The organism is Helicobacter felistomachi (genome assembly GCF_030296895.1).
Classification (GTDB): Bacteria; Campylobacterota; Campylobacteria; order Campylobacterales; family Helicobacteraceae; genus Helicobacter; species Helicobacter felistomachi.
Map to the genome: position 1 here is coordinate 58,022 of NZ_AP028022.1, position 13,001 is coordinate 71,022.

The 13,001-nt window shown below is 49.0% G+C and carries 9 protein-coding genes and 2 pseudogenes; 9 read left to right on the top strand and 2 right to left on the bottom strand.

The annotated features are described in order from the left end of the window. The first annotated feature begins 27 nt into the window (after positions 1–27). The 7 genes and pseudogenes from pyrD (at position 28) to rseP (ending at position 6,232) form a co-directional block, all read left to right on the top strand. Positions 28–1,052: pseudogene (gene pyrD / locus QUE23_RS00310) on the top strand (dihydroorotate dehydrogenase (quinone)). Continuing rightward, positions 1,049–2,383 carry a M16 family metallopeptidase gene (locus QUE23_RS00315; RefSeq protein WP_286348751.1) on the top strand — a complete coding sequence of 445 codons (1,335 nt, stop codon included), beginning with the start codon at positions 1,049–1,051 and terminating at the stop codon, positions 2,381–2,383. The pseudogene pyrD and the gene QUE23_RS00315 overlap by 4 nt, the downstream one beginning before the upstream one ends. 1 nt (position 2,384) lies before the next feature. Then, positions 2,385–3,263 carry a 4-hydroxy-tetrahydrodipicolinate synthase gene (gene dapA / locus QUE23_RS00320; protein ID WP_286348752.1) on the top strand — a complete coding sequence of 293 codons (879 nt, stop codon included), beginning with the start codon at positions 2,385–2,387 and terminating at the stop codon, positions 3,261–3,263. Then, positions 3,260–4,036, top strand: coding sequence for an enoyl-ACP reductase (locus QUE23_RS00325; protein ID WP_286348753.1), 777 nt, complete (start codon positions 3,260–3,262; stop codon positions 4,034–4,036). Before dapA ends, QUE23_RS00325 begins: the two co-directional genes overlap by 4 nt. Before the next feature lie 6 nt (positions 4,037–4,042). Beyond that, a complete protein-coding gene (locus tag QUE23_RS00330; RefSeq protein ID WP_286348754.1) occupies positions 4,043–4,654 on the top strand; it encodes a phosphatidylglycerophosphate synthase in 612 nt (203 codons plus the stop codon). After that, on the top strand, positions 4,651–5,220 hold the full coding sequence (pgsA, locus tag QUE23_RS00335; protein ID WP_221272232.1) for a CDP-diacylglycerol--glycerol-3-phosphate 3-phosphatidyltransferase: 570 nt from the start codon (positions 4,651–4,653) through the stop codon (positions 5,218–5,220). Before QUE23_RS00330 ends, pgsA begins: the two co-directional genes overlap by 4 nt. Further along, positions 5,207–6,232, top strand: coding sequence for an RIP metalloprotease RseP (rseP, locus tag QUE23_RS00340; RefSeq protein WP_286348755.1), 1,026 nt, complete (start codon positions 5,207–5,209; stop codon positions 6,230–6,232). The genes pgsA and rseP overlap by 14 nt, the downstream gene beginning before the upstream one ends. Here rseP and QUE23_RS00345 read toward each other — a convergent pair. Further along, positions 6,195–8,108 (bottom strand): motility associated factor glycosyltransferase family protein, encoded by a 1,914-nt coding sequence (locus tag QUE23_RS00345; protein WP_286348756.1) that lies wholly within the window; start codon positions 8,106–8,108, stop codon positions 6,195–6,197. The genes rseP and QUE23_RS00345 overlap by 38 nt on opposite strands. A 5-nt stretch (positions 8,109–8,113) precedes the next feature. Beyond that, positions 8,114–9,658 carry a flagellin B gene (locus QUE23_RS00350; protein WP_286348757.1) on the bottom strand — a complete coding sequence of 515 codons (1,545 nt, stop codon included), beginning with the start codon at positions 9,656–9,658 and terminating at the stop codon, positions 8,114–8,116. Positions 9,659–9,802: 144 nt separating this feature from the next. Between QUE23_RS00350 and topA the strand changes: the two are divergent. Together topA and QUE23_RS00360 are read left to right on the top strand one after the other, a co-directional pair. Continuing rightward, a pseudogene (topA, locus tag QUE23_RS00355) lies at positions 9,803–12,075 on the top strand (type I DNA topoisomerase). Then, positions 12,068–12,976: a radical SAM protein gene (locus tag QUE23_RS00360; protein WP_286348758.1), complete on the top strand. Its 909-nt coding sequence runs from the start codon at positions 12,068–12,070 to the stop codon at positions 12,974–12,976. The pseudogene topA and the gene QUE23_RS00360 overlap by 8 nt, the downstream one beginning before the upstream one ends. Positions 12,977–13,001 lie beyond the last annotated feature (25 nt).

Here is a 13,001-nt window from a genome sequence, read left to right on the forward strand (position 1 = left end):
TGTATGAAAAGATTGTGAGTGCTGCCGATGACACCTAAGTGGCTGTTTGCCCTAGAGGCTGAGAGGGCACACGCTTTAGTGGAGCTGGGTTTAAAAATTTGGGGCAAGTTGCCCCACAGCCCAAAAATGCCAAACCCCGCTTTGGCGCAAGAGATTTTGGGTTTAAGCCTGCCTAACCCCATAGGGCTAGCTGCCGGCTTTGATAAAAACGCTACAATGGTGGCGGGCTTAAGCCATTTGGGCTTTGGGGCAATAGAGGTGGGCACGCTCACACCAAAGCCCCAGCCGGGCAACCCTAAACCTAGAGTGTTTCGCTATATTGAGCAGCAGAGCCTGCAAAATAGCATGGGCTTTAACAACGCGGGGGTGTTAAAGGCGGTGCAAAGGCTGGAGAATTTACCCCCCCTGCCTAGCTTAGTTGGGGTGAATTTAGGCAAGAACAAAGACACTCCCCTAGAAAACGCCCTAAGCGATTATGAAAAGGCACTTAATGCAAGTTTGGGCGTGGGGGATTATTATGTCTTCAATCTCTCTTCGCCCAACACCCCGAATTTACGGGATTTGCAAAATGAAGCCTTTGTCAGTGATCTCTTTCACATGGCAAAAGAGCGCACCCACAAGCCCTTGTTTTTAAAAGTTGCCCCTGATATGCCAAGCGATGGGCTTTTAGCCGTGTGTGAAAAGGCAATAGAAGCGGGCGCAAAGGGAATCATCGCCACAAACACCACAATAGATTATGCGCTGCTGCCCGGGGCGCGCGCAAGTGGGGGGCTTAGCGGGCGGGTGTTGCAAGACAAGGCAAGGGCGGTGTTTGAAGAGGTGGCAAGGGCGTTTTTTGGCAAGGCAATCCTAGTGGCAGTGGGGGGGATTAGTACGCTAAAGAAGCTTACGAGCGGATCAAAATGGGGGCGCATTTCGTGCAAATCTTCACCGCATTTATTTACCAAGGACCTTCAATTTGTAGACAAATAAACCAAGATATAGTAAAATTGCTCCAACAAGATGGGTTGGGCTCAATCCATGAGGCTGTTGGGATTGGACGAAAAAGATGAAACGCGTGGGTCGTTTTTTTGTTTTAATTTTAATACTAGGTGGTTTTATGCAAGCAATGAAAAAGCTAGATGTACGCACATATTTGCCCCACTATGAAAGCACCACTTTGGAAAATGGGTTGCAGGTGGTCGCCGTGCCTTTGGCGAATAAAAGCGGGGTGATTGAGGTGGACCTGCTCTACAAGGTGGGTTCACGCAACGAGCACATGGGAAAGAGCGGGATCGCCCACATGCTCGAGCACATGAGTTTTAAAAGCACCAAGCACCTCAAAGACGGCGAATTTGACACCATCGTGAAAAGTTTTGGGGGGGTCAGCAACGCCTCTACAAGTTTTGACAACACCCGTTATTTTATCAAGGCGAGCAATGCCAATCTAGACAAGTCTTTAGACTTATTTGCCGAAATGCTGGGCTCTTTACAGCTCAAGGAGGACGAGTTTTTGCCCGAAAGACAGGTCGTGGCTGAAGAGAGATTGTGGCGCACGGACAACTCTCCGCTGGGCTATCTGTATTTTCGCTTTTTCAACACCGCCTTTGTCTACCACCCCTACCATTGGACTCCCATCGGCTTCATGCAAGACATACAACACTGGACCATTGAGGATATCCGCGCATTTCATGACACCTATTACCAACCCAAAAACGCCATTTTGTTAGTCGTGGGCGACATTGACCCTAAAAAAGTCTTCGAACAGGCCAAAAAGCACTTTGCAAACATCCCCAACAAGAGCCAAGCCCCCATTCCCGAAGTTTACATGCAAGAGCCCATCCAAAATGGCTTGAGAGAAACCGTGATCCACAAGAAAGATTTGTCTTTGGAGTGGCTGGCGATCGGCTGGAAAGTCCCCCCCTTTGCCCACAAGGACCAAGTCGCCCTAAACGCCCTTGCTAAGCTACTAGCCGAGGGGGATAGCAGTTTATTGCGTAAAACTTTGGTGGATCAAAAACGCCTCGCATCCCAAGTTTTCGCCCAAAACATGGAGCTTAAAGATGCGAGCGTGTTTTTATTCATTGCGGGGGCAAACCAAAATGTTGAAGCCGCCCAAATCAAAAAGGAAATCCTAGCAATTTTAGACAACATTAAGCATGGCGGGGTTACCCAACAACAATTAGACAAGGTCAAAATCAATAACCGTGTAGACTTCATTACAGGGTTAGAGGACTCGTCTGATGTTGCCGAAATGTTTGCGGAGTATTTGACTCAAGACAAGATTGAAGACATTGCCCGCTACGAGGAAGAGTTTGAAGCCCTAGAGGTTAAAGACATTGTGCGGGTGGCGAACGAGTATTTTAGAGATGAAGCCTACAGCGTTGTTACGCTAAAGCCCTAACATGCACGCCCTAAGCGCACTCATCACCCCCTTTAAGCCCGATTTGAGCGTGGACGAAAGTGCCTATGCTTCTTTAGTGGAAAGGCAGATTCGGCATGGCATGGACGCTTGTGTGCCTACGGGCACGACCGGTGAGTCGGCGACCTTGAGCCACGAGGAGCACATGCGCTGCATTCAAATCGCCTTAGAGGTGTGTAAGCCTAAAGGCGTGAAAGTTTTAGCCGGGGTGGGCAGCAACGCCACGAGCGAGTCGATCATGCTGGCTAAATTCGCCCAAAAAGCAGGCGCGGATGCGATTCTTTGTGTGAGCCCCTATTACAACCGCCCCACACAGCAGGGCTTGTTCGCGCACTACAAGGCCATCGCCAGTGCCGTTGAAATCCCTTTGATTTTATACGATGTCCCCGCCCGCACAGGCACACAAATTGCCGTGGAGACCGCCGTGAAACTCTTTAAAGAAGTGTCCAACATTGTCGGCATTAAGGAGGCATCCGGGCAGGCAGGGCGGCTTGTGGACTTCGCCCACCTTGCCCCCAAAATGCAAATTTACAGCGGCGAAGACAAGCTCAACCACATCATTATGGCAAATGGCGGCGTGGGCGTGATCTCTGTAACGGGCAATCTCTTGCCCGATAAACTTTCTGCCCTAGTGCAGGCAGATTTAAAAGGCGATTTTGCCACAGCACAACAAATCCACGACACACTCTATCAAATCAATGGAGCTCTCTTTTGTGAGAGCAACCCCATCCCCATCAAGGCGGCAATGCACATGGCGGGCTTGCTAGAGCATTTGACTTACCGCTTGCCTTTAGTGCCGCCCAGCCGAGAAAACATGCGCTTTTTAGAAACGATCTTAGAAAATTATGAGGTATTGAAATGAGTATGCAGGGCAAGACTTTAGTCATCAGCGGAGCGACAAGGGGCATTGGCAAGGCGATTTTATACCGATTCGCCCAAAATGGGGTCAATGTGGCGTTCACCTACAATAAGAACGAGGAAGAAGCCGCCAAAATCGCCACAGACATTGAAAAAACCCATGGGGTTAAAGCCAAGTACTACCGCCTAGACATCTTAGAACCCGAGCAGTACATTGAACTGTTTAAACAAATTGACAACGACTTTGAGCGGGTGGATTGTTTTGTGTCTAACGCGATCATCTACGGGCGCTCTGTGGTGGGTGGCTTTGCCCCGTTTATGCGCTTAAAACCTAAGGGGCTTAATAACATCTACACCGCCACGGTGTTAGCCTTCGTGGTGGGGGCACAAGAAGCCGCCAAACGCATGAAACTTATAGGCGGAGGAGCGATTGTGTCCTTAAGCTCCACGGGCAATTTGGTCTATATGCCTAACTACGCCGGGCATGGCAACTCGAAAAACGCCGTAGAAACCATGGTGAAATACGCTGCGGTGGATTTGGGCGAATTTGGCATTCGGGTCAACGCTGTAAGTGGGGGGCCCATTGACACAGACGCACTCAAGGCCTTTCCAGACTACGCCCAGATCAAGGCCAAAGTGGAAGAGCAATCCCCCCTAAAACGCATGGGCACCGCCACGGACCTCGCCGGGGCGGTGTATTTCTTATGCGACCCTGAGCAGAGCGCATGGCTGACCGGACAGACTATTGTGGTGGATGGGGGCACCACTTTTAAATGAAGTCTAATGACCATCCATCTCCACGAAAATGCTGAATTGCAGGTGGCTAGAAAAGCCATTTTGTCCGCCCATGCCCTCTTAGTCTTGCTCTTGGGGCTGACGGCCTTTGGGGCAATGGTGTTTTTACAAAAAGGCAGCACCCCTAACTTTAAAACCCTAAGCCCTAGTGTGGTGGGACTTTACTCCATACTGTGGCTTGGCATGTTTATTTGCCAAATCTTTGGCTATTACAAGCTTGCCAAAGTGGGGCGCAATTTATTGATTTTCCGCTGCATCGCCTTTCCTTACATCGTTGATGCTCTGCTCTCTTTGTTTCTTTTACTCGCCATGCCCAAGGCAAGCATCACCCAAATTTTTAACTTTAAAATCATCACTTTCTTTCTCTACGCCTACTACTCTTACAAACTCTTTTATGAACTCAGCCGCGTTACAGAGGACCACTATTTTAGACAGGGGATTTTGCTTTTAGGTTTCAGTTTGACACTCTTGCTCTTCATTGTGGGGGTTGGGCGGGGGGCTTTGATTCTCTTTAGTTTTTTGTTCTTGGTGGGCATGCTTGTGGGATGGGGCATGATTTTTGTGGGTTTCTTTAGGCTAAAACAAATCAACACCCCATGAAATGGACCAAACAAATCCCCAACACCCTGACGATTTTACGCATTCTGCTCTCCGTGTGCCTGCTCTTTTTGGTTTTGCACGCAAGTCAGTGGTTTAAAATCTCGCCCACAGGGCTAAACTACAGCAGTGCGTGTCTGTTTGCTTTCGCGGGCTGCACGGACTTTTTAGACGGCTACATCGCCCGTAACTACCACTTAAAGACTTTATTTGGCGAAATCTTTGACCCGCTCGCCGATAAAATCCTCATCCTTGCAGCTTTTTTAGGGCTTTTGGCACTAGGGCGCATCAATGCGTGGGTGGTGTTTGTGATCTTGGGACGGGAGTTTTTCATCGCCGGGCTTAGAGTGACGGTGTCTCGTCGGGGGCAGAGTATCCCCGTGAGTCTGTGGGGCAAGTACAAAACCTTTTTACAAATGTGTGCCATTGTTGTGCTGTTTTTAAACATCCACCTAGGCGGGGTGGTGCTGGGCGATTATTTAATGGCGTTGGCGGTGTTCGCGACCCTTTATTCAGGCCTGGATTACATCCTAAAGTATTATAAAATGGTGCAAAATGGGGACATTTGAAGCCCTAGTGGCGTTGGGTTTTGTGGTGCTTTTCCACGAATTTGGGCACTTTGTGGTGGCTAAAGCTTGTGGGATTAGCGTAGAAGTTTTTAGTCTAGGCTTTGGCACTAAAATCTTTAAAAAAACTTATCAAAACACCGAATACACTTTGTCTTTAATCCCGCTTGGGGGGTATGTGAGCTTACAACAAGAAGGCGATAGGGGCTATTTAAGCAAGCCGTTTTGGCAAAAAAGTTTGGTTTTGCTGGGTGGTCCGTTTTTTAACTTCTTGCTCGCCTTTCTTTTATGCGTCTTCTTAGCCCTCTTGCCCCAAGAACGCCTAACTCCCATAGTTGGACAAGTTGTGCCCGACATGCCCGCCACAAATAAACTTCAAGTGGGCGATCGCATTTTAGCCATTGACAACACCCCCATAACAAGTTTTGCAGACCTGCAAAAGGCGGTGCGCGACTCTAAAAGTTTATCCATTGTGGTGCGCCTGCAAAGGGGGGCAGAGACTTTAGACTTGCCCCTAACCCTTAAAGAAGTGCAAGCCAAAGACGCATTTAACCAGCCCATTTTAATCAAAGTTTTAGGCATTAAACCCAGCCAACAAACCTTTTACACCCACGACAACTTAATACAGGCCCTACAACACGCCCTAGAGCAAAGTGTACGCATCTTTACGCTCACTTGTCAAGGCTTAGAAAAACTCATCACAGGGGTTTTGCCCCTGTCTAATGTCAGCTCGGTGGTCGGCATTGTGGGGTTTTTAGCCAAACAAAGCGGGCTAGAAATGTGGTTACTTAGCGTGGGGTTTATCTCTATCAATTTGGGAATACTCAACTTACTGCCCGTCCCCTTGCTTGATGGCGGACAGCTTGTGTTGCTGTGGGTGGAGAAGCTTAGCCACTACACCTTTAAAGAACCCCAAGTACGCCTACTCAATGCTTTGGGCCTTGCCTTTTTAGGCACACTCTTAGGGCTCGGGCTGTTTAATGACTTGGTGGCCATGTTTGCAAAGCCTGCTTAATCACCTCCATCACCGAGTCGATCCCGCCTGCCAAAGAAAAGAGCCAGTATTTATGGGCGTAAATCCAGTCTAGCTGTTTGGCTTGCAACTCTTCCTTTGTGGGCGTGGGCTTCACCACGATTTTAGCAATGTCTAGCTCTTGGTGGAAGATATAAGATTGGATCGCATCGTTGAAACAATAATTAAACTCCGGCTCGTCAAACAAGCTTTTAATGTCGTTGATTTTTTGGCTCAGCTCCTCTAATTTGTCTAAATCCAAACTCTCTAGATCGCCTTTTTTATTCAACTCTTCCACATGCTCTAAAAAAGGGGCGACTTCTAAAAACAGCTCTTCAATGCGCTCTTTGCACCGCTTGGAGTAATCCAGGACATCTAGACACATTTCATGCGCCTCTTTTAAGTTCTTTGCGCTGACCTCAGGGCTTGGGGGGGTGAGCTTTAAAGGAGATTTAGGCACAAGATTGCAATCAGCCCGCACTCTATCTGCCGCCTCTTTAAAGGGCAATTCTAGCGTCCCTTGGATGCGTGCCCCACCCTCTGTGGCGTTGATGACCTCTAACTTGTAGGGGGTGTGGTAAATGTCCTTTTCAAAGAAGTCTAAAAAGAGTTTCCATATTCTTGTGGTTTCCACGACCCCACGCCCCCCGTAAGCCGGGATAAACACCTTAGAGCCCGCCTCCTTAGGGGCGATCTCATCAGCCCCATATAAAGCTCCATCGGCGTGGCTGTGCCCGTCCTTGCCAAAGCTCAAATCCTGCCCGATAAAAATGCAACGGGCAAAACGGGCATGCACCACCAACTCGTAAGCCATGTTCGCCGCACTCATGCCAATGCCTAAATAGCCGTACGCGTGCAAACCAAATAAACTGGTGTAGCCAAAGGGGCGTAGGCTAAATTGCTTAATGCCCCTTGTGATGGCTTGATGCAATTTGGGGTGCACGATGGAAGTGATCGCAAAGATCACGCCCTCTTGGGCTTCTTTTGGGGTGTCGGTGTAAAACTTTGCCGTGGCTTCCACCCTTTCTAACGAAAAGACCAAATCAGACTTAATGCCGTGTGCTGCCAAAATAGGAAAAGACGCGTCTATGCAAAAAAGCGTGGTGTAGGGCGCGATTTCTTTCAGCAAGGGGAGTTGTTTGTTAAGGCTAGGCCCCGTGGATACAATGATCGCCGTGTTGTGTGTGGTGTTGCGTGTTTTTAGGGCAGCAAGCAAGTTTAACAAAGTCGGGCTTTGCAAAACGAAAGGCAAATTCTCTACATGGTGTTTAATGCCGATGATCGCGTCCCTCGCATCATTGCCTACGCCGATGGCGGCATTTTCTAGGGCTTTAGTGAAGTCTAAATTAATGCGTTGGATATCTTGTAGATAACGGTCGTAGTAGGGATAGGTGATGTGCAACTCAAAAACTTTGGCATACAAACACGCCTTTTTATCCATGTTAAACAAAGAGGCGAGCATTTGGTAAGAACACGCGCTTTGTAAGAGAAAAATCAGGCGGTCGCTCTTGATCTCTTCGCTAAAGTCTAAAAGATTGAAAATGATGAATAAAATTTCGATCTCGGGCTCAATGATGACAATCCGTTTGATCTGCTCATAAGCGAGCAAGAGCCGAAACAGAACGCCATTGCCCGCACCATAAAAGTATAAATAGGGGGTGTAAGCGTAAGGGCTTAAATCTTTAAATTTTTGTAGGTTTTCCTCTAGGGGTTTGTTTAAAAAAATCGGGGTATTGGTGTCTGTGTCGATGATGTTGAAGTCATCTTGTTGCATGAAGACTTCATACTTGTGATTGCCCTGCACCCTTAAAAGGCGTGCGGCTAAAAGGGGGTCTTTTAGCTTGAGAACCTCTAAGTTGCGCTCATACAGCGATGGCATGCCCACTATTGCAAGAGCCGTAGGACATTTTGTTGCACCGCATTGGCTTGTGCCATCGCAAAGCTGCCTGATTGCGCCAGGATGTTGTATTTGGAGAAGCTGGCGCTCTCTTCAGCAAAGTCCACATCGCGGATTTGTGATTCAGCGGCTTTCACATTGACTTGTGTTACCGAAATGTTGTTGATGGTGGTCACCAACTCCATTTGCACTGAACCCAAGTCTGAGCGGATTTTATCTAGCTGTGTGCGTGCACTCTCGGCCATGTCCATCACCACCATAGCCCCCCGCAGACTTGTAACACCCGCTCCAATGCCCTTGAAGTTTAACTTGGCTTGGGCGGCATTGGCATTGCCCCCGCTCGCACTCGCCACATTGGCATCGAAGACTCCCCGCACAGCCCGCAAATTCACGGTGTATTCGGCGACACCCTGCGCAGAGTGTAACCCAATGTGGCTGTAATTGACCCCACTGATGACGATGTCTCTAGCGTCTTGTTTGACTAGAGTCAAGCGCCCCACAATGGCGTGTGCATTGCCTGAAATGCCCGCAAAATTCCCTCCTCCAAAGACATGGCCAGAAGCACTCACGGCATGCACAGCAATGGCCCGTCCATCGACAGATTTTAAGTTAATGCGCCCTGCAATGTCGATGTAGGCTTCTACACCCGTGCGCTCTCTTACGGAGTTGATGGCGTTGATGAGTCGTCCATCGCGGTCGTTTTTCTTCACATCATTGATAGTGCCGATGAGCACTCCATTGATGGTGAGCCCCCTTACCGTGCCCGATTGTACGGCCACCCCCCCTGTGCCAATCACTGTGGCCGTGGCGCGCACGCCTAAAGTATTGGAGTTTTTGTTGATGACCTCAACCAAGGCCCCTAATCCTGTGCCCGCACTTGTGGAGATTTTCACCGACTCTAATTTAAAGTCATTCACACCATTGGCTTGTTTGAAGTTTAGGGTAACCTCTTGTAGATTGTGTGCGCCCGCGCTCACCTCCATGCCATCGCGATCCATGGCCGAGGTTTCAAAGCGTACATGCCCAATTTTGTCCGAACCTGTAGGTCCAATGGAAGCTTTAATCGTGGTGTTGGAGTATGCCCCGATTTGAAACTCTTTGTTGGAGAAACTGCCTGCCAAGAGTTGTTGCCCGTTAAAACTGGTGGTGTTGGCGATGTTGTCTAACTCCTCTAAGAGCCGCAAAATGTCGCTTTGTAACGCTTTTCTAGTTTCGGTGGTTTGTCCGTCTTGGGCCGCTTGCACGGCCTTGGTTTTCACCGTGTCTAGGATTTTAATTTGCTCGTCCATCGCCTTGTCGGCGGTTTGGACGATCCCGATCGCATCGTTGGCGTTTCGGATAGCTTGTCCCAAACTCGCGCTTTGGCTGCGCAAACTATCGGCGATCGCCATCCCTGAAGCGTCGTCCGCTGCTTTGTTGATGCGTAACCCAGAGCTCAACTTCTCCAAAGAGCTAGCTAGGTCTCTGTTGTTACGCACCCCGATGGTGTGTGCGTTTAAAGCCGCGACATTAGTGTTGATCCGAAAACTCATCTTTGCATCCTTTGCTAATTGTTATGCCCACAACTAAGCAAGGGCTGTTCCACTTTTGAGAGCACGGATTTTAAGCAATAAACCCCTTAAAAATGTTTTATAATGCTGCGAGTAATTTAGAAATTCCACATTAAAGAGTTTTGCATGCAAAAAAAGCTCATCATTGTAGAATCCCCCACTAAAGCCAAGACCATCGCCAACTTCCTAGACTCCAGCTACCAAGTCATCGCGTCTAAAGGGCATGTGCGGGATTTGAGTAAATATACGATGGGGATCAGCATTCAAGAAGGCAAGTTTTACCCCAAATACGCCGTGTGTAAGGATCACGAGGACATTGTCGCCCAAATCTTAAACCTAGCCAAGAGCGCGGCGCAGATTTACATCGCCACCGATGAGGACAGAGAGGGTGAGGCGATCGGCTATCACATCGCCTATTTGATCAAAGAACAGCAAAACAAAAGCAAAAAATCCAGCACTGCCCAAGAGATCGCCGATTTGGAGAGCCAAACCCAGCAGCCTACCGATAACCCCGTTTTCACCCTGCCACGCATTGTGTTCCACGAGATCACCAAGTCAGCTATTTTGCGCGCCCTAGAAAATCCCAAGACCTTAGACATCTATAAAATCAACGCGCAGCTAGCTAGGCGTTTGTTAGACCGTATTGTGGGCTTTAGTTTGAGTTCGCTCTTGGCACATAAAATCTCAAGGGGCATGAGCGCGGGGCGGGTGCAAAGCGCGGCACTAAAAATTGTGGTGGACAGAGAGCGCGAGATCAGGGCGTTTGAGCCCATCATTTACTACAATATTGAGGGCGATTTTAAGGGCATCCACGCCAGCCTAGACACCTACAAGGGCGTAAAGGTTAAAAGCCAAAGCCTTAGAGATCAAGAAGAGGCTCTTAAAATGTGCGCCTTCCTTAAAGAGCAGAGCTACTTTGTGCAAGAAGTGGTGCAGAAAAATAAAACTTCCCCAAGCCCACCCCCTTTCATGACTTCTACCTTACAACAAAGCGCATCCACAAACTTAGGCTATGGGCCCTCCAAAACGATGAGCATTGCGCAAAAACTCTATGAAGGTGTGGCGACCCCTGAGGGCACAAGTGGGGTCATCACCTACATGCGCACAGACAGCCTAAACATCGCCAAAGAAGCCAAAGACGCGGCCAAAGACTACATCAAGGCCACCTATGGAGATAAATACCTCCCCAAAACCCCCAAAACTTACACTTCTAAAAATAAAGCCGCCCAAGAAGCCCACGAAGCCATCCGCCCTACAAATTTAAATTTCACCCCACAAGTGGCGAAAGACTATCTAAGGCCCGAAGAGCATAAACTCTACACCTTGATTTACCAACGCTTTTTGGCTTCTCAAATGGCGGATGCGCTGTTTGAACAACAAAGCGTGTGTGTGGGCTGTGAGAGCGCTACCTTTAAAGCCAGTGGGCGCAAAATGGTCTTTGAGGGCTATTTAAAGGTGCTGCAAGAAAAGAGCGAGGACAAACTCTTGCCCCCCCTGCAGGTGCAACAGCCCCTAAGCTTAAGCCACATCAACGCCAAAGAGTGCAGCACTGAAAGCCCCCCCGCTATTCGGAGGCCTCTTTAATCAAAACCCTAGAGAGTTTAGGCATCGGCAGGCCCAGCACCTACGCCCCCACCATCGCCCTTCTCATCAACCGCGGCTATGTCGTGCTCGAGAAAAAGCAACTTGCCCCCACACAGAGTGCCTTCGTGGTGGTGGATATTTTAGAAAAGCACTTCACCAATATCGTGGATGCGGCCTTTAGTGCCAGTTTGGAGGACAAATTAGACGCGATCGCCAGCTCTAAAACTTCGTGGCAGCAAATGCTCATGGAGTTTTACACCCCCTTCATGCACCAAATCCAAGAGGGCAAGGAACAAATTGTCTCCCAAAAGGTGAGCGTGCCTACGGGACTTTTTTGCCCCCAATGTGGGGCCCCGCTCGTGGAGCGCAAGAGCCGCTTTGGGGCGTTTGTGGCGTGCAGTGCCTATCCTAAGTGCAAGTTCATCCAAGTCCCCCAAGAAAGCGCAGAACAACACCCCCCTTGTGAAAAATGCGGCTCAGCCATGGTACTTAAAAGGGGGCGTTTCGGGCAGTTTTTGGCGTGCAGTGCCTATCCTAAGTGCAAGAACATCCGCCAAGAAACCCCCAAACAAGAGGACACGCTCTTTAAATGTCCTGAGTGTGGGGGGCAAATCGTGCAAAAAAGGGGCAAGAAGGGGGTGTTTTATGGCTGCAACAACTACCCCACTTGCCGCTTTTTAACCAGTTACCCGCCCATTGATAAGCTCTGCCCTGAATGTGGGTATCTCATGGTCTATAAAGCCTACAAGAAAAAGCCCAGCGTCAACACCTGCTTAAAATGCAAGTTCAGCGAGGAAGTGGCGCAACTTGTTTAATCCCATCTTTGGCCCGCTCAAATCCCGCCGCTTCGGGTGGTCTTTAGGCATTGATGTGTCCGGGCAAGCCAAGCAGTGCAATTTTGATTGTCTGTATTGTGAACTTGCCGCTAAAAAGCCCCTAGACACCATGCAAGACATCTTAACTCCTGATTTCATTTTAAACGCTCTAAAGTCCGCCCTAGACAAGCTCAAGACCCCCTTAAGTGTCTGCACCACCACCGCCAATGGTGAGCCGACCTTATACCCGCATTTAAAAGAGCTGATTGTGCGCATGCGAGACTTGATTCCCAAGGGGGTACAGACCTTGATTTTAAGCAATGGCTCAAGGCTAGGTGTGGCCGAGGTGCAAGAGGCACTGGTGCACTATGACATTGTCAAATTCTCCTTAGATGCCATTTGGCCTAAAGTTTTTAGCCGTGTGGATCGCCCGCATAAAGATCTGTCCCTAGCAAAAATCTTAGAGGGGATTTTGGACTTCGCCCCCAAGTATCAAGGCTTTTTGGTGGCGGAGGTGCTGCTAGTCGAGGGGGTCAATGACGACCCTATGCATATCAAGGACTTAGCAGACTTTTTAAGGCAAGTGCCCCATTTAGGGCGTATAGATTTAAGCACGATCGATCGCCCCCCCGCACACGGAGCCAAGCCCCTAGGGCCCGCCAAATTGCAGGATTTGACTGCCCATTTTCAAGGCTTGCCTCTAAGTTTGCCTAAGCGGGTGTTGGAGCAAGTCCAAATCCCCAGCAGCAAAGAGGCGTTTTTGGAGTTGTTAAGATGCCGCCCTTTGAGCGTAGAAGAGGCGCGTTGTTATTTGAGCGCAAGCCAACTACAAGAGTTACAAGAGGTGGAGGGTTTGCAAACCAAGAAAGTGGGACAAATGCATTTTTATTACCACCCATAAGGTTACTTTGATTATGGTATAATCT